Consider the following 19,482-nt stretch of genomic DNA (forward strand, 5'->3'; position numbering starts at 1 on the left):
GGACTGTCAGAGTGCAACCAGGTGCTCGACCACGTACGGCCAGGGGATGCGCTCCTGCTCGATCCTCAGGTTGCCCGACCGCACCCGCGCGAACGCGTCGTGTTCGTGTGCGGTCAGGTGCTGCGGGACGTGGGTTGCCGGCGATGATTCCGGAACCGCGAGCTCTCGCCACCGTTCGATCGTCGCCGAATTCATCAGCAGACTGCGCACGTGCGGCAGATGTTGCCGGAAGCGATCGAGTATCGCGAAGCCGTGCGTGTCGAGATCACCCCAGTACACCACGTCCGAGGTCGCGAGCCACGGCACGGCGGCCAGTTCGTGCACCGAATAGCCGCCACCGTGCAGGGCGACCGTAGACGGCAGGTCGGGCAGGGCGTGCAGACCTTCCTTGTTCTCCAGCACCAACGTGATCGAAGGCTTCAAGCGCAGAGAAGTGAGCTCGTCGATCGACGTCGCGAAGATTCGGGGCGCCGACGGCAAGAGTGCTCGGTCCAGGACCGCCACCTCACACAGGCGGGGAAGCGCCCGGACCCCGAGGTCGCGATCGCCGCGCACCCCCTCGAGTAGGGTTTCGACCACGCCCCGGTGCCGCGACACCCACTTCGTGTCGACGCCCGGTATCGGCAGCTGCCGCACGAGCAGCCCCGACGCCGGATGGGCGGCGAGCCAGTGGACGACTCCGACGAGACGCGAGAAATCGTCGTCGTCGAGCCCCAGCCAGCGCGAGTGCGTGGACGCCACCGCGGCCGGTAGATCCCCGACGCCCGGGCCCAGCTCGTCGATCAACCGGCGGCGACGGGCGACGAGCGTCTGCCACTCGGTGGCGCGTCCCGCGACAGCGGCGATCTCGGCGGCACCCGACAGGGTGATGCGTACCGGCACGTCCTGGGTCCCGAAGCTGCGCCACCTGCGGGTTTCCCAAGATACCGCGCCGTGACCCGCATAGGAATGCCAGCTGCGCACCCAGCTCACAGACGCGTCGGGATCGGCGGCGACCGCCGCCTCCGACGGAGGATGCAGTGCGACCGTCACCGTGTCGGCGGACGCCGAATCCGGATCGCTGATCCAGCGGGTACGTCGGTTTCGGTACGCGGCGCTGGCCTTGTCGCCGATCGCGGTGGGCGGGACGGCTTTCACGTCGGATCCTCCGCGTCGCCGTCGCGGATCGGCAGCAGAGCCAACTGCGAGTACTTCTTGTCGCGGATACTCACGGCCGCAACCCCGTCCACGTAGGCGTCGAGCGTCTGCAGAAGCTTCAGCGGGGTTGCGAGCACCATGTGGAAACCGAACTGTGTGAACACATCCAGCGCACGGCGCGTGTACGCCGGGTCGGCGCGGTCGAACGCCTCGTCGAGGATCACCGTGCCGTATCTCGGCAGTTCTGCACCCGCTGGCGCCAACTGATACCGCAATGCTGCTGCCAGACAGAAGAACACGAGCTTCTGCGCCTGACCACCCGAGAGCCCCGAACTCGAATCGTGGTAGTTGGTGTCGGTGCCTTCCGGGTCGACCTCCACCCCGATGAACCCGACGTGCAAGCGGGTGTCGAGCACAAGTCGCTTCCAGCGCACGTCTGCAGGTTCGCCGGAGTCGAGACGTTTCAGGACGGCCGCCATCCGTTCGAAACGCCGCTCCGCGTCGGTGCGGTCCTCTTCCTTCCATGCCCCGCTCATCAGTGAGACCAGCTCGGCCAGGAACTCCGACGCGGTCGCCGACCGGCGGTCTTTCACATCGATCCGCAGGATCCGGTCGGTGTCGAACGGCGAGCGACTCAGCGACTCGTTGACAGGTTCGATACGGGAGCGGATCTCGCCCGGCGCACGCTGGATCGCTCGCGTGAGCTCGCCGATATTGCGGTGCGACTGGTCGCTGAGCAGACGGAAGAACTCGTCTTCGTAGGCGGGCAGACCGTCGGTACGCAGCTGCGACAGCACCGCCAAAGCCTCATCGACGAACTCGGCGTCGGCGCGCATCTCGGCGCGTCGGGCCTCCCATTCGGCGAGGTACGCGGTGAGTATCCGGGTGATGTCGCGCTCGGCGTCGCTGATCGCGCCCGCCGCGCCACGTTGCTCGTCGCCGATGGCCTTCCCCACGGTGTGCAGGGCACGATCGATATTGTCGTGGGTGACGCGCCGCACCACCGCCTGGAACCGGTCGCGGATGCGCGTGGCCACCGCTGTGGGGGCGGTGTCGCCCACCTCCGAGCGAGCCTTGTCGAGACGTGCGGTGAGCGCAGCAAGCTCGTTCCGGTGTGTGCCGAGAGCAGACTGCGCCGCCACCTGAGCGGCCCGCGCACCCTGTGCTTCGGCCTCGGCGCGTTCGAGAGCTGTGGTGAGCGCCGAGTATTCGGTGTTGCCGCGGAGCCATTCCTGCAGGCGTTCGTCGATCGTCGCGAAGTGTGCCTCCGCGGTGGTGACATCGACGTCGGCCCACGCGATGTCGCGCACCGTGGCAGCGGCATGGCGACGCCGCTGGATCGCGGCGTCGTCGTCCTCGAACCGGTCGCGGTGCCGCACGAGTTCCTCGATCTCCGATTCGACGGTGACGATGCGATCGCGCAACGCCACGAGCTTCGCTTCGTTGTCGAAACCGAGCACCCAGCGGCTCCGGTCGTCGATCCGGAACCGGTCGTCCTTCTCGAACCGGTCGCTACCGTGCTTGATCTGACCCGCGCGGGTGACTCCGCGCGTGACGTGGCGCAGATCGTCCGCGGTGTCGACACATGTGTAGTCGAACCGGTCGGCCAGATGATGCCGGATCCACGTCGTGAGCGAACCTGCTTGCACGTCGAGCTTGCGGACGAGCGACTCGTTCGACGTACTCGGCGCATCCGCCGGTGTCGCGCCGAGACGTACCCGTCGATAGACCAGCCGCGTGCCGAGATGCTGTGCGTCGATCGCGGCCGCGACCCGCGCATGCACTTCGTCGGGCACCAAGAGAGTGCGGCCGAACCCGCCGAGCACCCTCTCGATCGCCCCGGCCCATTCGGTGCATTCCGAACGCACCTCGATCAGCTCACCCGCGAAAGGTAGGGAATCCTCGCTGAGACCCGCTGCAGCACAAACCAGTTCACGAGCGCGGAGTAATTGGATGTCGAGGTTCGATCGGCGCTTCGCGAGCGTCTCCCGGTCGGCGACGAGCGCACGCAACTGCGCTTGACCTTCGGAGACGGCGGCGATGACGGAATGCAACTGTGTGCGGCGCTCGGCGGCGCGGGCGTCCATGTCTCGGAGTTCGGTGTCGATCTGGGCGCGGAGGTGCGCGAACTCGTCGGCCGTCGTCGGTGGTTGCGCGTCCCACACCGTGAGCGCCTGCTCGAAAGCCCGGAGTTGCCTGGCGACCCGGTCGCGTGTCTCCTCGGCGTTGCTGCGACGCAGCCGGAGTGTGGCGAGCTGGCCGTCGCCGGCGCCGTCGAGCCGTGCCCTCAACGCCGCAGTGTGCTCGAAGGCACGCTCCGCTTCGTCGGCCGTCTTGTCGGCCGAAGCCTCGAGCAGCGAGGTCTGTGCGGTTGCTTCTTCGACACGTTCGGTGAGCAGGCGGACAGTCATCTCGGTGTGGACGGTGTCGAGGTGATCTGCTTCGTCCTGCAGGTCGCGTTGTTTCTGCAGTGCGAGGGCGCGGGAATCGGAGAGGGCCACAAGCGGATCGAGCGTCTCCACCTGGCGTCGTGCGTCGACCACCACGCGGTGGGCTTCGTTCAGATCGCGGAACTGATCGGTGGCACGTCGTGCGATGTCGAAGGTGCCGGGCTCGTCGAGCATGTACTCGCGCAGGAGCTGGTCCAGACTGCCCAGACTCTTCGCCGACAGGGTGCGGTGGAGCAGATGCTGCGCGCCCTCCGACGAGATTCCGAGCTTGTTGCGGAACGCGCGTGCAAACGGGGAGTAACTCGGGTTGACGGTGGCATCGGGCCATTGCTTGCGGATCGCGCGGGTATCGAGCCCACGGGAGACGAACGGTTCGAACTCGGTGAGGTCGACGTCGGCGTCGAGGATCAAGTGCAGCACCGACACATCGCCGTTCGTGTTCGCGCCACGTTTGAGATGCATGAGTTTGACCAGGGTCACCGGAGCGGTATCGTCGCCGGTGCGATAGGTGAGGGCGACGGCGCTCCACGTCGCGCCCGTCCGCAGATAGGACGACGTGAGTGCATCGGTGTCGGCGTCTGCTTCACGGCGCCACGCACCGCGGATGTAGCTGACGAAGTTGCGGCCCGCCCCACTCGTCGACTCTTGAGCTGCCGCGTTGAACTTGACGCTGCCGCCGGGCATCAGCACCGTGGAAATGGCGTCGATCAGCGTCGACTTACCCGACCCAGATGCGCCGGTGATCAGAAAACCCTTGCGCGCCACAGGGACATCATGGAATCCATGGAGGGTGCCCCAATTGACGACCTGAGCGCGCGCAAGCCGGTACTGGGTCGGGTGGATCGGCGCCGCGCTCACCTCTGCTCCTCCTCGACGATGCTGCGGAACTCCGCCTCCACCGCAGCGACCTGGTCGGCGTCGAACAGCTGCCGTAGCACCGGCGACACCTCCATCCGGCCTTCGGTCGTCGTAGGCACCAGTAGTGAATAGTCCTTGAGTTTGGTCCACGACGAGTTGATGCGTTTGCGGAACCCCGCGGGATCGGTGCTCGTCGCCGCCCGATACACCTCGAGTTGCTCACCGACCTCGTCGAAGCCGACGATGACTCGTTCGCCGGGTTGCGCGCGGAGCAGCCGGTGCCGCAGCGCGAGGATCATCACGGTGTCCATGAACGTGAGACGCTGGGTGCGCAGCACCGTCGGTGTCTTGTGATCGCCGGTGTCGGCGGGTCGCGTGAACGCGAGGAGTTCGTCCTCGTCGACGACGAGATCGAGGAACACGTCGGCGAGGCGTGAACGCAGCACCTTTTCGTCGCGGATGACGGTGCGCCACACCTCGGGATGTTTGTCGGCGGTGATCAGTGGCCCCTTCAGCAGCTGCACGAGCGCCCGCCGGGTGTCGAGGCCGAGCTCGCCGGTGTCGCCCGGATACAGGCCTGCGGTGTCGGTCATGAGGATTCCTCGGTGGAGAACGCTGGATCGGTGGGGTCGAAGCGGCGGCGACGAACTGTCGCGACGCGGTGCCCGCCATCCGGTGCCGGCCACCGGAGATCCTCGGTGCCGTCGACGAGGTGCCCGTGCTCGGCTGCAAGCACGAGCAGCCCTACCGCGCTGGCGAGCCCCTGCGTGGCCGGGTGGTCTCGAAGGACGTCGCCGATCGTCGCGTTGCCGCGAGACCGCAACGTCGAGGTGATGTTGTCGGCGAGTTCGTCCATGTCTATCTCCGATTCCCGCACGACACGTCGAAGATCCTCGAGGTCGACCTCGCCGACTTCGTTCGCCAGGACCGGTTCGGCAACGAGATCGTCGGCGGGGTTGTGCAGGCGCAGCGCCGCGACAGAGTCGATGGACATGCCGATCCGTACCAGCTCCACGTCGAGAACATCGTACGGTTTGCGCAGCGGGGCAGCCTTCACCGCCTGTTGCTGGGCGGACCGCAGCAGCCGCTGCAGCCGACGATGCTCCTCGTAGTGGCGCGACTGGACGAAATGCCGCAGTGACCGCGACAGCGACGTCATGGTCGCGTGAACCTCGCCGCCCGACCGCTCCATCTCCGTCAGCAACGCGCGGAACCGGCGCCGCTGATCGGCATCGAGCTCGTACGAGAAGGACCGCTGAAGCACCGTCTCGATCCACTCGTCGATCTGCGATGACCGTTCGGGGTCGATGATCATGTCGTAGAAACCGGTGAAGCTGCGGCCGGCGTCGGAGCTACCGATCAGGTCGACCCCGCGGAAAACTTCGCCGAGCGTGTCGCCCCGATCGCTGTCGTCGTCGAGGATGCGGCCGCGGAGCTCGCGGTTGAGTGCGTCCAGTTCAGCGCGGACCCGTGCGAAATCACCGGGGATCTCCCCGGCCAATGCCAGGATCTCGCGGACCCGTTCGACGGCCCGCGCCTCGTCGAGAACGGAGAAGTCGCCCGATTCGACGGCGGCGATCTCGCGGTCCAGCGTGTCGCGTTCGGCGCGCAATGCCGCCAGCCGGGTTTCGCTTCGCGGATCGGAGTCGCGGGCGAGATCGCGGAGTTGCCCCGCGAGTGTGGTGAGACGGGATTCGGTGACGGAACTGGTGGCGCTCGTCAGCCCCGCTACGAAGGTGAGAGCAGCGAACGTCGACTCGCTGGGTTCGAGGGTCTCCTCCCGGGACTCGGTGTCGGCGCGCCGCAGGAGGTACCCGGCGCGTACCCAGTCGGCGCAGTAGGCTTGCCCGGTGCGGGGCACGTCGAATCCTTCGTCGCGCATCGTCTGCAGGTCGTCGTCGAGCAACGCGAACAATTCGGGCGCCGGGAGTCGGCGGGTGCCGTGATCGAAATACGAGCCCAGCAGCGACAGCACCAACGCCGCGTTGTCGGCGCGCAGCAACGCCCACGCCGCGTGCTCACGTTGCAGGCGACCGAGTCGGTGCAGGTCGGCTGTGGCCACAGGGTTCCTCTCGGCAGTCGCGCCCATGCTGGCACAGCTCACCGACACATGTGCAGGGGGACGGCACGGTTGCACGGGTTCGGGGCCGACAGCGGTAACGCACCCGCTCTCCCGTGCATCGCTGGTTCGCGGACCGGAGACCTCCGCATCCGCTGCCGGGCGACAGCACGCTCGAACCGTCGCGCAACTACCTCGAAGCTCTCCAGCTCCGCCCAATCCCAGCGGACGACCTCGAGACCCAGGTCGCGCAGCCCGTCCTCCCAGTGCCGCTCCGTGATCAGGTCGCGCGGTTCGGTGAACTTCTCGTGGCCGTCGAATTCTCCGACAACGCCGAGGTCTTCCCAGCAGAAATCGACGCGAACACGCCGGCCGTCGTAGGTGACGAGTTCGCGTTGGAGGTCGGGGACGGGCAGGCCACGTTCGAGTAGTCGGATTCTCGACAGCGACTCGCCGATGCTCTCGCTACGGCCGTCGAGGAACTGCAACACCGACGAGGCCGACACCAGGCCGTAGCGGCAGCGGGACGCCTCGAGCACGCGGGGGATCCGCGACGCAGCGCCCGGGTGGAGACGCAGTGCCGCATCTCCGACGGCGATCGCCTGGTCGCGGGGAAGCGTGCGGGCGAGGTCGACGATGGTGCGGGCAACCGACGTCACCGGCACGCCGAGCACCTGTGTGATCTCTCCGTCGTCCCAGTTCGTGGTGTGTGCGTGCAGTCCTGACGTCACCCGCCCACTGCGGATGGGAGGACGCGAGACGTGGACGCGGTGCAGTGGAACGTCCCAGACGTCGATGCCGTGAAGTACTGCGGCCGAGATGTGGCTGATCGCCTCGTCGGTGTCCAGGCCGGACCCGACATGCCGCGCGTGCACGCGGTGACGCCCGACCGGTCCGAGCGCATCGAAGTCCTCGCGCCACAGATACAGTCCGCGAGCGATACTGATGAGCTCGCCCGATCGCAACGCCTTCCTCAGATGGTGCTCGGACATCCCCGACGACGCGAGTGTTTTCCTGGTGACTCCCCGTAGTTCGTGCATGAGCGGATACTCCCGCTCGGAGAGGCCCGGGGAGCAGTGAAAATCGAGTAGCTGCCGAATCTGTGGATGAAATATGCGCCTGTGGACAACGTCAGAACAAGCGCGGCGTCGCGTGCGAGCCGTCGCGTATCTCGGACATGCGGGCATCCCAGCGCTCGACGAGCCACATCTCCACCAGCTCCGGCCGGGTCTGGATCGTGTCGGCCCACCCACTGAGGAGTCCCACGTAGCGGAGGTAGCGACGCAACGTGAAATCGGCGACCGACGGATCCTCCAACCAACCTTCGTGGACGAGCGTCGAGACTCCGTGCTGATCGAGCAGCTGCGCGGGCCCCGCGTCGGTGTGGACATCGACGGCCCACAGATACGTCGCGAACAGTGGAACCCCCACGCCGGGGGTGTCGGGCCACCCCGACCACGTGAGCCGGGAGTTGTCGGGAAGCGACTTCGTCTTCGCGCAGTAATCGAGGACGCCTTTGATCTTGTCGAGGGGATCGCGTCCGGACGGTGCGTGGGCGTCGATGACATTCGGAAAACGGCGCGCCGAGCGTCGTCGGGGGTGCGCGCTGCGCCAGGCCGCGCACAGGAACAGCAGCCCCAGACCGTCGTGATCGGCCTTGACGAGCTCACTGCCCAGACGCAGGTCGTTGCGGGGGACAATGGCCTTGCCGCTGCCGACGATCCGCCCGTCGAGGTTGCGTCCGCGCAACCGAATGTCGTGGCCGGCGCCCGCGAGGTGGTCGTTCCACCACTTCAGGTCGACGATCACCCCGTCATCGAGTACCTGCAGGTCATACATGCGAAGGCGGCACCAGTCGGCGCAGGCTGTCGGGGGCTCGAACCCTTGATCGTACGCATGCATGCAGGTCAGCGTGCCATGAGAACGTCACAATCTCAGGTGATGACACGCGAGGCGTCTTCGTCCCGATGTCATTCGATCAGACGTCGGAGGCAGGATCGATGGTCTGAAGCTGGCGGACCCAGTCGAATTCGGCCTCGAGGAACGCTTCGCCGCCGGAAGCGAAGGCGTCCTGCAGTTGTGTGAAGGCTTCGATGAACTGATCGACTCTTTCTCGTGCCGACTCAGGGGTTCCAGCGGCTTTGCGTGCGTATCCGGCGGCGAGTTGCCGGGCGGACTCGAACTCCCCGAAGCCATCCGTCCGCGTGAGTTCATCCGTTATCAGTCTCGCTTCCTCCAGCGTGTCGATCGCGGTCTGGCAGATCGCGACGATTTCGTCGATGACGTGCGGTTCGAGCCGTACAAACTCCCCCATCGGAACTCCATTTCTCGGTTGGTGCGTTGGCGGAACTGAGGATCTACTGGTCGATGAATGGCTCCAATACGGCCACAGTCTCTTCGAAGTGGTCGCACCATTGGTCGAGCGGAAGTGTGGTCGCGTGAGCGGGGAACGCAGTTCTACTGAAGATCACAATGCCGAAATCGGAGCGCACGCTGATCGAGCAGGTGTTTTTGTTGTTCGGGTCGAGTTGGAACAGAGCGTCGCGCCCGTTGACGTTGCCGTGATTTGAGATGCGGCTGTTTTTCTCCCGTTCTTCTTCCAATGAGACGTTGCCTGCCAGGATGCTCATGCGGTACTCGTCCCGGAGATCGGGGATGGTGAGGGTTCCTTCGAATCGGCAGCCGAGGAAGCTGTAGTCGCCCATCGGATGCTCCGAGGGGCGCTTCGACTTCGGCTCGTACTGAGCTGCGACGAGGACGTCGTCGGGGAGGTCGAGGCAGGGGTCGAAGGTGATTGCCGGCCTGCCGGAGTCGTCGACGACGCGGGGGGTGCGCGTCGTCGAGGTGACGTTCTCGGATGCGTTCGGGGGATCCGGTGGTGCGTTGGTGCTGCACGCCGTCGTTGCTGCGATGAGAGCGATGCTCCCCGCGACACGTTTCCATCCGCCCACGCGACCCCCCGATCCGCTGAATACCGGGAGGAGACGCTAGCACAGTGAATGCCACGCGAGTGGATCACCGAAGCTCGCAATGCAAACGTGACGTTCGCAACCCCAGTGGTGAGCCACCAGGTTTGCGAACGTCAAGTCAGCGTTGCGTACCTATCCTGCCGTCCAACACTGCACGGAGTTCCTGCAACGCCACCACGTCGGGCTCCCGTTCGCGCAGCCCTTCTCGAACCCGCGACGCTGCGCTGCACGAATGCCGTTGAGGTTGAATGTCGCTATCCGAATGGTCATTTCGACTTGCTGTTCACGGCATCAAGTTGCTGCTGGATCTCATCGAGACCGATCCCGAAGTTCCCGAAGGAGAGGATTCGCTCGAGCGGCATCGAACCGGCCATTTCGAGGACGCCGGGGTCGAGCACCGGCGCCTCGCCATCAGGAGCGGCGAATATGCTCGAAAGAACTTCTGCAGCTGCAGGGTTGGCGAGAATCTCGCCGAGCGACGACTGCAGGGTCAGTGGAAGGTACACCTCGTCGCCTTCGATCTCCACGGTGCGTGTGGCTCGGATATCGCGACTCGAGGCGCCGAGCTCGATGCGGTAGGTACCGCCTTCGACCACCCACGCATCGACCCGAGTATCCCAGTACGCGAGGTCTGCGCGCCGCACCGGAACCTCTACCTGTCGTGATTCGCCGGCGTCGAGGCGCACCTTCGCGAATCCCTTCAGTTCGCGGGGCGCGCGTGAGACCGACGACCCGGGAACACCGACATACACCTGGACGACTTCTGCGCCCGACCGGTCGCCGGTATTGGTGACGGTCACCGTCGCCACGAGGCCATCTCCGACAGACACCGATGCGTCGGAGTACGAGAATGTCGTGTACGACAGGCCGTGCCCGAACGGGAACGACACGTCGGTTCGTCGTGCATCGAAGCCCCGGTAGCCGACGAACAACCCTTCGCCGTAGCGGACGTGTCCGTGCTCGCCGGGGAAATCGGTGTACGACGGGGTGTCCTCGAGCTGCACGGGAATCGTTTCGGCCAGCCGACCGGACGGATCGGCCACGCCGTACAGAACGTCGGCGAGTGCACCGCCCCCGGCTTGCCCGAGCAGCCAGCCCTCGACGATCGCGGGCACGCGTCCGGCGAAACCCGACACTCGCACGACACCACCGTTCGACAGCACGACGATGGTGTTCGGATTCGCCGCGACCACCGCGTCGAGCAACGCAGTCTGTTCTGCAGGTAGTTCGATGTCGGCACGGTCGAAGCCCTCGGATTCGAGAGCCGCGGGGACTCCGACGAACACCACTGCGACGTCGGCGGCTTCGGCAGCATCCGTTGCTGCCGAACGAAGCTCGTCAGTGGAGCTTCCGTCGTCGAGATAGCCGGGTGCGAACGCCACATCCACGGATGCGAGCGACCGGATCTCGTCGAGTGCATTGTCCAGACGCGTCGGATTGATCCGCGACGATCCCGCCCCCTGATAACGAGGGGTGCGGGCCAATTCTCCGATCACAGCAACTCTCGAATCGGCGGCGAGGGGCAGCACACCGTCGTTCTTCAACAGTACGATGCATTCCGCCGCGACCCGTCGCGCGAGAGCGTGGTGAGCTTCGGCATCGTAGGACGCGTTGTGATCGACGGTCGATCTGGTCGCGAGCCTCGCGACACGTGTCGCGGCACGGTCGACGACCGATTCGTCCAACGTCCCTGCGCGCACCGCATCGACGATCTCCTGATCGGTGCGCCCGCCGTTCGAGGGCATCTCGAGATCGAGCCCCGCGACCAACGCCGCAACGCGGTCCGATACCGCCCCCCAGTCGCTGACGACGAGGCCGTCGAACCCCCACTCGTCGCGCAGCACGTCGGTGAGCAGCCAGCGGTTCTGCGACGCGTACACACCGTTGATCCGGTTGTACGAACACATCACCGTCCACGGCTGCGCGTCCTCGACCACTCGCTGGAACCCGCGTAGGTAGATCTCCCGCAGCGGACGCGGGTCGAGGTCAGCGGAGACCCGCAATCGGTCGGTTTCCTGGTTGTTGGCCGCGAAATGCTTCACTGACGCACCGACTCCCTGCGACTGGATTCCCCGCACCAGCGCGGCGCCGAGGACGCCCGACAATAGCGGGTCTTCGGACAGGTACTCGAAGTTGCGTCCGCACAGTGGCGACCGCTTGATGTTGATACCGGGTCCGAGCAGCACGCTGACCTGCTCGGCACGTGCTTCGGACCCGAGCGAGGCCCCCACCGTCTCGAGCAACTCCGGATCGAACGAGCATCCCAGCGCGACGGCGGGTGGAAAGCAAGTGGCGGGGACGGCGTCGGTGAGGCCGAGATGGTCGGCACCCCCGGCTTGTTTCCGGACGCCATGTGGGCCGTCCGTCAGCATGATCGACGGAATATCCACCTGTAAAGCGGGTTTCGTGAACCAGAAGTTCAATCCGCTCGTCAAGCCTGCCTTCTCCTCGAGCGTCAACGCGGAAACTGCCTGTGCGGGATCGAACATGACGGGTCCTTCACTGTTGCGAATGCCTGACAACCGAAGACTATCGCGATGTCGATTCGGCTGCGGGGCACAGTGGGCGCGCATCCCGTGGCTCTGGATGCCAGTCCGCCCTCGAAAAGGGAGAACCGTGAAACGTTCGCTAGCAGCAGCCTTCTTCATGTTCCTCGCACTCGCGCTGTTCACGACCGCGTGCGGCGACAGCGAAAGCGACTCGCCGTCAACGACCACCACGAGCGTGCAGGAGGACGCCACCAGCCCCGCCAGCACCACACCACCGGCCGATGCGTCGTCCGCGGGTAGCTGGAATCAGCAAGGGCAACCCGTCAACGGCGGTCCGGCGGGTGCCGACGGCTCCACCGGCAACAACCTGACCCACGACTATTGCGCGCACAATCAAGACCCGGCCTGCCCGGAGGGAAGCTTTGTCGGACCGTATACGACGGTGCACGACAACCACGGAACGTGGGACGGGACCGGCGCACCGGTCAACGGCGGACCGACCGGCGCAGACGGCTCCACCGGCAACAATCTGAGCCACGAGCACTGCGCGCAGAACGAAGATCCGGGTTGCCCCGCCGGCAGCTACGTCGGTACCAACGCGATTCAAGATCCTGCCGGCGGCCCCGGCTACGTTACGTGTGAGGGAAGCATCTGCACCAACCCCAACCACGGAGCCGGCGACAATGCCCCCGGGATGTGGGACAGCGACGGCAACCCGATCAACGGAGGACCCACCGGTGCGGATGGGTCCACGGGCAACAACGTGACGGCCGAGTACTGCGACGGAAACCAGGACCCGGCCTGCCCGATCGGTAGCTTCGACCATGGATGACCCGTTACTCGGGAACGACCGCGATCATGATTGTCCTCTCGTATGTGCGTACAGATCACGGAGGAGCGCGATCTCGGACATGTGGTGGATCAGTTCACGGTGGATGTGTAGCACGAGATCGGCCACCGCGAGTTCTGGGTAGGGCTCTGCGCGCCCGACCGGTGTGATCAGCTCGGTACGGCTCAGGCTGCGCACACCCGCGGCCCACACATCGAGTTGAGTTTCGAGTTGTTCGAGTGCCTCGCGTGCGGTGCCCGCGTACTCCCAGGACTCGTACGACGCCGGCGGCGCACCGAAATGGGAAGCGTTGCGTGCGGCCAGTACGCCGACGATCACGTGCCCGAGCCGCCACGCGATCGTCGTGAACGGTGCAGGCTCCGGCTGCGGGAAAGCGAAATCAATGGTGAACTTGCCCGCACCGTCCTGTATCGGTGCGGTCGACGTACCGCGCGGACACACACTCCACGGGTTCGGCACGGGCGAGAAGAAGTACTCGTCGTCGGTGAGCCCTTGGAGCCGGGCCCGGATCTGATTGTTCCAGTGCCATTCCCACTGTTCGAGTAGGGAATGGTTCCAGTCGAATTCTGTTGCCATGGACATACTGTGACAGCACAAGAGGACAGGAACGGTCCGCTGAGTCTGGCACTCTGAAACTCATGGACGACACCACCGAGCGTGTATTGACTCTGCTCGGTCTTCTGCAGCAGCGACAGGTCTGGGCCGGTCCCGAACTCGCCGACAGGCTCGGTGTCACGCCCCGCACCGTTCGACGCGATGTCGAGCGGCTACGCAACCTCGGATACCCGGTGCACGCCAGCAAGGGCATCGGTGGCGGTTACCAGCTCGGGTCAGGGCAGGATCTGCCCCCGTTGCTGCTCGACGACGAGGAAGCGATCGTCACCGCGGTCGCTCTGCTCGCCGGAGCAGGCGGCGCGGTCGCGAGCAGCGGCGACACGGCGCTGAGGGCACTGACCAAACTCGACCAGGTGCTTCCCGCCCGTTTGCGACATGAGGTGCGTGCTCTGTCGGGCTCGGTGGAGTCCTTCGGTGGCGGTCGCGACCCCGTCGATTCCGAGGTGCTCATGGCACTCGCGCGCGCCTGCCGCGACGAAGTGGAGATCGGATTCGAGTATCGCTCGATGCCGCGACGGATCGAGCCCTACCGACTCGTCGCCTCTGATCGGCGCTGGTACCTACTCGCCTATGACCTCGACCGCGACGACTGGCGTAGTTTCCGCGTCGACCGGATGTCGACGGTGACGCAACGGACGTGGCGGTTCCGTCCGCGCACGGCCCCCGACGCCGCGGCGTATGTGCAGGAGGGTGTCGCGAGCCGGGTGTATCGGCGGCAGGCACGGTTTCTCATCCATGCACCCGGCGATGTTGTGCGCGGGCAGATCTCGGCGTCGGCGGCAGTGGTAAGACCCCGGGGTCGTGATACCTGCGAATTGATCAGTGGTGCAGACGATCTCGATGTCGTCCTATGGTACGTCGTCATGCTGGGGCACGCGTTCGACGTCCTCGAGCCTCCGGAACTCGCAACGCGCTGTGCCGAGCTGGGGGAGAGGCTCACTGTCGCAGGGATGGCGCCGCTCGACGTCAGCGATAGTCGGGCCGCGGTGTCCAGGTCGAGACAGCCCAGATGACGACGATGTCCAGCGCAATGATCAGCACCGACCACCAGGGGTAGTACGGCAGCCACATGAAGTTCGCGACAATCGAGAGCGCAGCTATCGCAATTGCCGTGAAGCGAGCCCATGTCGCGCCGGTGAGCAAGGCGAGGCCCACGAGCATGATCAGGACTCCGAGGACGATGTGGATCCACCCCCACGTGGTGAAGTCGAACCGGAACATGTATTCCTGACCGAGGACGAACACCTCGTCTTCGGCTACCGCCGCAATTCCCTGTAAGAACTGAAGGACGCCGATCGTGACCATGATGATGGCCGCTCCGATCGACGTCCCTGCCGCAATGCCTTGTTTGACGGACGTATCTTCCTCTTGGGCTTGTACATCCTGGGACATGATGACTCCTTCCCTGGCAGGACGGATATCGTCAAGTGTGCGCCCGGGCGGCTTCTCGGCATCAGGGACTTTGGACCCTTCTTCGGTGCCTGTCACGACGAGTGAAGCCGTGGGTATGGTCCGCGCAGTCAGAAACCACGACCGGGATTGAGTATCAGGGTAGGGTCGAGCGCCCGCTTGATGCTCACCTGGACGTCGAGGGAAACGTCGTCGAGTTGCTGGGCGAGCCATTCACGTTTGAGTTCCCCGATTCCGTGCTCACCGGTGACGGTCCCGTCCAATGCGAGCGCTGCGGCGCAGATCCGGTCGGCGGTGGCCATGGCACGGTGTCTGGCGGCGTCGCTGAGGTCGGGCAAAAGCAGCATCGGGTGCACATTCCCGTCACCGGCGTGCCCGACCGTGGCGACACGGACGCCGGTGTCGCGGGAGATCTCGTCGATGGTCGTGAGGAGTTCGGCGAGCCGGGTGCGTGGCACTCCGACATCTTCGATGATGGTGGGGAACTGTTCCATCGTGGCCCATCCGGCGAGCCGACGTGCGTGGAGGAACATATCGGATTCGGTGGAGTCTGCGGTGGCGACGGACAGATCGGCGCCCGCGTCATCGCAGCATGCAGCCATCTGTTCGACCTGGGCGAGAGCGTCGGTCCCATCGGCTTGGCCGATCAGGAGGAGCGCTGCGTCGCGGTCGAGGTCCATTCGCTGGTAGTCCTCGACCGCGTTGATCGTGGCGTTGTCCATCAGTTCGAGCATGCTCGGGGTGACGCCGCTGGCGAAGATGGCATTCAACGCTCGGCCCCCGGCGTCGAGGGTGGAGAAGGTGGCCACGAACGTCGCAGTGGCAGCCGGTGTGGGGCGAAGCCGCAACGTTGCCGAGGTGATGATGCCGAGTGCACCTTCGGATCCGATGAACAGCTGGGTCAGGTCGAGGCCCGCCACGTTCTTCACGGTGTGGCCGCCGGTGTGCAGTACGCGACCGTCGGCGAGAACGACTTCGAGGCCGAGGACGGAGTTGCGAGTGACTCCGTACTTCACGCAGCGCATCCCGCCGGCGTTCGTGGCGAGGTTGCCGCCGATGGTCGAGACCTCGAAGCTGCCCGGGTCAGGCGGGTAGAACAGACCGGCGTCCGCGACCGCACGGCCGACGTCCGCGTTCACGACGCCGGCTTCGACGACCACGGTGTGGTTGGCTCGGTCGAATTCGCGGATCGCAGTCATCCGTTCCATGCTCACGATGACGGAGCCGTCGAGGGCAGTAGCGCCACCGGACAATCCGGTGCCGGCGCCACGTGGCACGACGACCGTGCTCGTGCGGGTCGCCCACATCATGATCGCGGAGACGTGTGCGGTGCACCGTGGCCGCAGGACCGCCAGCGGCTTGCCTGCCGGCACCAGATCCGCGCTGTCGCGGCGGTAGCCCTCCATCATGTCGGGGTCGGTGACGACCACGTCCGCGGGGACGGCCTGCTTCAGCTGGTCGATGTGATTCATGCGTGCTCCTTGGTCGATCGTCATGACTGGCCGAATGTTGTCGTGACCTCGATCAGGGTTGGTTCGCCCGCTGCGAGAGCGGATTTGAAAGCGGTGGTGAAGTCTTCGGCTGTATCGACCGCGTGACCGCGCACCCCGTACCCCTCGGCGAGATGAACGAAGTCGATGCCGGGGACATCCAGTCCTGGTGTTTCCCCGGTGTCGAGGATCTTCGAAAATCCCCGTAGCGCACCGTAAGTGCCGTTCTTGAGTATGATGATGATCGCCGGGATCCGATAGCGCGCGGCGGTCCACAGCGCCGTGATCCCATAATTGGCCGATCCGTCGCCGATGAGTCCGATCACTTGGCGGTGCGGGTCGGCGAGTTGCGCGCCGACGGCCGCGGGCAGTCCGAACCCGAGTCCTCCGGAGGCGGGGAAGAAGTAGCTCCCCTGCTGTGAGAGGTCCATCTGCGACCAGAACGCGTCCCCGGTCGAAGTGGATTCGTTGACGTAGATGGCGTCGTGGGGGGCACCGGCGCGCAGTAGCGCGAACAGGTGCGCCGGATCGAGGCCCGACCCGGCCGACTCGACCGCCGGGAACTCCTCCAGGGCAGGGAGCGGTGCGCGGTCGCTGGGAGTGAGCGCCGATGCGAGAGTATTGAGGGTTGCGGCGATCGGAGCGACGTACGCTTCCCCGAACGGGGCGCGCGTGGCTTCGCCTGGGTCGTCGGTGATGTGGATCAGCCGTGCGCCGTCGGGTAGGTACTGTCCCGGAACGTACTGGTGGTAGCGGAATACCGGGGCCCCGACGACGAGGATCACGTCGTGCCCGGCCAAGGTCGCCGACAGGTCTGCGACACCGGCGGGCAGGACACCCCGGAAGCTGGGGTGGCGGGTCGGGAACGGGCATCGCGACGGTGAGGGCGCGATCCATACCGGGGCGCGAAGCTTGTCAGCGAGTTCGACAGCATGCGCGTTGGCGTGATCGGAATCGACGGCCGGTCCCAGGACCAGAGCGGGATTCGTCGCACCCCGGAGCAGATCGATCAGGTTGCCGATCTGATCTTCCGACAATGCGGCAGCACCGTGAACCTCGCGGTCGAGGAGTCGGGCCGTCTCCGAAGGGGCTTCTGCGGCCCAATCATCGTAGGGCACCGACACATAGACCGGGCCGCGGCCCGGCTGTAGAGCGGTGTGGATGGCCTGGCTCATGGTGCGCGGCACGTCTTCGGGGCACGTCGGTTCGCAGCTCCATTTGACGAGCGGCTTCATCAGGGTGCCGGCGTCGAGATTGGAGAGCATAACTTCCTGGCCGATCGTCGAGCGCACCTGCTGTCCGGCAGTCACGACCAGCGGGCTGTGCGAGTACACCGAGTTCGTCAGTGCGCCCATGGCATTGCCGGACCCGGATGCGGCGTGCAGATTGACGAACGTCGCCTCGCCGGTGACGAGGGAGTAGCCGTCGGCCATCGACAGGACAGCGCCTTCGTGCAGGCCGAGGATGTAACGGAAGTCGTCCGGGATCCCGGACAGGAACGGAAGTTCGTTCGATCCCGGATTTCCGAACACGGTGGTGAGGCCGCGGGCTCGCAACAGGTCATAGGTCACTTCGCTCACGGTTGCCATGGCTCTCCTTGTATTCGGTGACACGTATCGCGTGTCGGATTCGACGCTAGATTTCCCATTGAAATTAGTCCAATGAATAGTTCTTATATGACCATAGATCAGTTCGATGCAGATTCAACGGTAGCTCTGGCTTCGGCTCGATCGATCCCGGTGTGCTGACGGGGGACCGACAAGGCTGCGATTGCACCGATCACGGCGATCACCGCGAAGAGATAGAAGGCAGGAGCAATGCTCGTACCGTTGGCGATCACCAATCCCGTCAGCGTCGGCCCAGCCACGCCACCGATCCTGCCCACGGACGCCACCCACGCGGTTCCCGCCGCACGGCTCGATGCCGGGAAGTACGAGGCGGCAAAGCCGTAGATGAGCACCTGTGCGCCGATTGTGCCGGCGCCGGCGACGAAGGCGAGGACGAACAGCAGCCAGGAGGAGACATCGGTGCTCAGCACCAGGATGGCGATGGCGGCACCGGCGAGCGACACCGCGGTGACGATCTGGGGACCGATACGGTCGGACAACCGCGAGGCGAACAGAGGCACGATGATCGCGCCGCCGTTGAGGACCAGCAGAAATGTCAACGCCGAGTCGCTGCCGAATCCGGACGACTGCATCATCTTCGGCAGCCAGGTATTGAGGGCATAGGTCAAGAGCAGACCGCACGCGCTGAGGAGTCCGAACAATACAGTGGCGCGGCGGAGTTCGCGGGTGAACAGTGCACGCGGCCCGACCTTCTCCCCGACTCTCGGGGGCTCGGGCCGGTCGATGCCGGCGGAGTCGGCAACGTGGTTCGCGTCGTGGACGCGGCCGCGGGCGAGTAGGAAACTCGGTGACTCCGGTAGGAACTTCAGCATCACTGGTACGAAGAGCACGAGGGGGAGAAGGCCGATCCAGAACATCGTCCGGACTCCGAGAGTGTCCACGACGACGAGCCCGAGTAGGGACGCGAGGACGCCGCCCGCGGGGAATCCGGCCCAGACGATGGCGCTGTACGTATGGCTCCTGCCCTTGGGCGCGAACTCGACGGCCATGGCTGCCGCGAGTGGGATCAGAGCACCGACACCGATACCGACGAAGAACCGTGCGATACCGAACAATGTCGCATCCGGGGCGATCGCACACACGCCCATCCACGCGGAGAACCATCCGGTCGCCGAGATCATCAAGACGCGGCGTCCGAGCCTGTCGGCGATGGCGCCCACCAGGATCGACCCGGCCAGCATGCCGACGAGGGCATAACTCCCGATGACTCCTGCTCGGGCGGGCGTGAGATTCCAGGAGGGGTCGGCCAGCATCGCGGGCAACGTGGTTCCGTAGGCGACCATGTCGTAGCCCTCGAATACGACCGCCAGCAGGCACAACAGGAGCACAACGCGTGCGGATGTGCCCGACTTTCCTTGGTGACCTGGTATTGGTTGATCAGTCATGGTGGACCTCTCTGGATGAACATGGATGCGAGGCGCGCTGCCGAATCGAGTGGGTTCGTCCTGATCGAGACGGCATACCCGTTACTGATCGGCTGTTCGGATCCCGGTCGATCCGCCCTACGGAATCTGCGGGCTGCCGTCG

At 65.5% G+C, this 19,482-nt stretch carries 16 protein-coding genes and 1 pseudogene; 2 read left to right on the forward strand and 15 right to left on the reverse strand.

Annotated elements, in window-relative coordinates; translation table 11 throughout:
- Window positions 1–6 precede the first annotated feature (6 nt).
- The 10 genes and pseudogenes from ACZI8W_RS02650 to ACZI8W_RS02695 all read right to left on the reverse strand — a co-directional run bounded on the left by ACZI8W_RS02650 (window position 7) and on the right by ACZI8W_RS02695 (window position 11,962).
- Window positions 7–1,137, reverse strand: a complete 1,131-nt coding sequence (locus ACZI8W_RS02650) for a DUF3322 domain-containing protein (RefSeq protein ID WP_463366919.1) — start codon at window positions 1,135–1,137, stop codon at window positions 7–9.
- The gene (locus ACZI8W_RS02655) at window positions 1,134–4,445 is read right to left on the reverse strand and encodes an ATP-binding protein (RefSeq protein WP_463366920.1); all 3,312 of its coding nucleotides are present in this window, start codon (window positions 4,443–4,445) and stop codon (window positions 1,134–1,136) included. Before ACZI8W_RS02655 ends, ACZI8W_RS02650 begins: the two co-directional genes overlap by 4 nt.
- Window positions 4,442–5,038, reverse strand: a complete 597-nt coding sequence (locus tag ACZI8W_RS02660) for a DUF4194 domain-containing protein (protein ID WP_463366921.1) — start codon at window positions 5,036–5,038, stop codon at window positions 4,442–4,444. Before ACZI8W_RS02660 ends, ACZI8W_RS02655 begins: the two co-directional genes overlap by 4 nt.
- Window positions 5,035–6,507, reverse strand: a complete 1,473-nt coding sequence (locus tag ACZI8W_RS02665; protein WP_463366922.1) for a DUF3375 domain-containing protein — start codon at window positions 6,505–6,507, stop codon at window positions 5,035–5,037. Before ACZI8W_RS02665 ends, ACZI8W_RS02660 begins: the two co-directional genes overlap by 4 nt.
- A gap of 38 nt (window positions 6,508–6,545) precedes the next feature.
- Window positions 6,546–7,544: a type IV toxin-antitoxin system AbiEi family antitoxin domain-containing protein gene (locus tag ACZI8W_RS02670; RefSeq protein WP_463366923.1), complete on the reverse strand. Its 999-nt coding sequence runs from the start codon at window positions 7,542–7,544 to the stop codon at window positions 6,546–6,548.
- A gap of 91 nt (window positions 7,545–7,635) precedes the next feature.
- Entirely contained in the window at window positions 7,636–8,406 is a 771-nt protein-coding gene (locus ACZI8W_RS02675; RefSeq protein ID WP_463366924.1) for an 8-oxoguanine DNA glycosylase OGG fold protein, read from the reverse strand.
- 76 nt (window positions 8,407–8,482) lie between these two features.
- Window positions 8,483–8,818: a hypothetical protein gene (locus ACZI8W_RS02680; protein ID WP_463366925.1), complete on the reverse strand. Its 336-nt coding sequence runs from the start codon at window positions 8,816–8,818 to the stop codon at window positions 8,483–8,485.
- Between the two features lie 43 nt (window positions 8,819–8,861).
- Window positions 8,862–9,455 (reverse strand): DUF3558 domain-containing protein, encoded by a 594-nt coding sequence (locus tag ACZI8W_RS02685; RefSeq protein ID WP_463366926.1) that lies wholly within the window; start codon window positions 9,453–9,455, stop codon window positions 8,862–8,864.
- Window positions 9,456–9,624: 169 nt separating this feature from the next.
- Window positions 9,625–9,737, reverse strand: a pseudogene (locus tag ACZI8W_RS02690) (exodeoxyribonuclease III); the annotation flags it as partial.
- A gap of 2 nt (window positions 9,738–9,739) precedes the next feature.
- Complete coding sequence (locus ACZI8W_RS02695; protein ID WP_463366927.1) at window positions 9,740–11,962, reverse strand: glycoside hydrolase family 3 C-terminal domain-containing protein; 2,223 nt, start codon at window positions 11,960–11,962, stop codon at window positions 9,740–9,742.
- 367 nt (window positions 11,963–12,329) lie between these two features.
- Here ACZI8W_RS02695 and ACZI8W_RS02700 point away from each other — a divergent pair, with 367 nt between their 5' ends.
- Window positions 12,330–12,794: a hypothetical protein gene (locus tag ACZI8W_RS02700; protein WP_463367043.1), complete on the forward strand. Its 465-nt coding sequence runs from the start codon at window positions 12,330–12,332 to the stop codon at window positions 12,792–12,794.
- A gap of 24 nt (window positions 12,795–12,818) precedes the next feature.
- On the opposite strand, the gene ACZI8W_RS02705 is transcribed toward ACZI8W_RS02700, so the two are convergent.
- Complete coding sequence (locus tag ACZI8W_RS02705) at window positions 12,819–13,388, reverse strand: DinB family protein (RefSeq protein ID WP_463366928.1); 570 nt, start codon at window positions 13,386–13,388, stop codon at window positions 12,819–12,821.
- A gap of 62 nt (window positions 13,389–13,450) precedes the next feature.
- Here ACZI8W_RS02705 and ACZI8W_RS02710 point away from each other — a divergent pair, with 62 nt between their 5' ends.
- A complete protein-coding gene (locus ACZI8W_RS02710) occupies window positions 13,451–14,440 on the forward strand; it encodes a helix-turn-helix transcriptional regulator (RefSeq protein ID WP_463366929.1) in 990 nt (329 codons plus the stop codon).
- Here the strand turns inward: ACZI8W_RS02710 and ACZI8W_RS02715 are convergent.
- From ACZI8W_RS02715 to ACZI8W_RS02730, 4 genes are all read right to left on the reverse strand, one after another.
- Complete coding sequence (locus ACZI8W_RS02715) at window positions 14,394–14,819, reverse strand: DUF7144 family membrane protein (RefSeq protein ID WP_463366930.1); 426 nt, start codon at window positions 14,817–14,819, stop codon at window positions 14,394–14,396. The two genes, ACZI8W_RS02710 and ACZI8W_RS02715, sit on opposite strands and share 47 nt — an antisense overlap.
- 128 nt (window positions 14,820–14,947) lie before the next feature.
- Window positions 14,948–16,309: an FAD-binding oxidoreductase gene (locus tag ACZI8W_RS02720; RefSeq protein ID WP_463366931.1), complete on the reverse strand. Its 1,362-nt coding sequence runs from the start codon at window positions 16,307–16,309 to the stop codon at window positions 14,948–14,950.
- 20 nt (window positions 16,310–16,329) lie between these two features.
- On the reverse strand, window positions 16,330–17,916 hold the full coding sequence (gene mdlC, locus ACZI8W_RS02725) for a benzoylformate decarboxylase (RefSeq protein WP_463366932.1): 1,587 nt from the start codon (window positions 17,914–17,916) through the stop codon (window positions 16,330–16,332).
- 98 nt (window positions 17,917–18,014) lie between these two features.
- Window positions 18,015–19,340, reverse strand: coding sequence for an MFS transporter (locus ACZI8W_RS02730; protein ID WP_463366933.1), 1,326 nt, complete (start codon window positions 19,338–19,340; stop codon window positions 18,015–18,017).
- Window positions 19,341–19,482: the final 142 nt, after the last annotated feature.

This window comes from Rhodococcus ruitaii (genome assembly GCF_055230935.1).

Excerpts from the sequence above, each read along its gene's own strand:
- ACZI8W_RS02660 (WP_463366921.1), bottom strand. The coding sequence starts at position 5,038 with ATGACCGACACCGCAGGCCTGTATCCGGGCGACACCGGCGAGCTCGGC.
- ACZI8W_RS02670 (WP_463366923.1), bottom strand. The coding sequence starts at position 7,544 with ATGCACGAACTACGGGGAGTCACCAGGAAAACACTCGCGTCGTCGGGG.
- ACZI8W_RS02675 (WP_463366924.1), bottom strand. The coding sequence starts at position 8,406 with ATGCATGCGTACGATCAAGGGTTCGAGCCCCCGACAGCCTGCGCCGAC.
- ACZI8W_RS02680 (WP_463366925.1), bottom strand. The coding sequence starts at position 8,818 with ATGGGGGAGTTTGTACGGCTCGAACCGCACGTCATCGACGAAATCGTC.
- ACZI8W_RS02695 (WP_463366927.1), bottom strand. The coding sequence starts at position 11,962 with ATGTTCGATCCCGCACAGGCAGTTTCCGCGTTGACGCTCGAGGAGAAG.
- ACZI8W_RS02705 (WP_463366928.1), bottom strand. The coding sequence starts at position 13,388 with ATGGCAACAGAATTCGACTGGAACCATTCCCTACTCGAACAGTGGGAA.
- ACZI8W_RS02710 (WP_463366929.1), top strand. The coding sequence starts at position 13,451 with ATGGACGACACCACCGAGCGTGTATTGACTCTGCTCGGTCTTCTGCAG.
- ACZI8W_RS02715 (WP_463366930.1), bottom strand. The coding sequence starts at position 14,819 with ATGTCCCAGGATGTACAAGCCCAAGAGGAAGATACGTCCGTCAAACAA.
- ACZI8W_RS02720 (WP_463366931.1), bottom strand. The coding sequence starts at position 16,309 with ATGAATCACATCGACCAGCTGAAGCAGGCCGTCCCCGCGGACGTGGTC.
- mdlC (WP_463366932.1), bottom strand. The coding sequence starts at position 17,916 with ATGGCAACCGTGAGCGAAGTGACCTATGACCTGTTGCGAGCCCGCGGC.
- ACZI8W_RS02730 (WP_463366933.1), bottom strand. The coding sequence starts at position 19,340 with ATGACTGATCAACCAATACCAGGTCACCAAGGAAAGTCGGGCACATCC.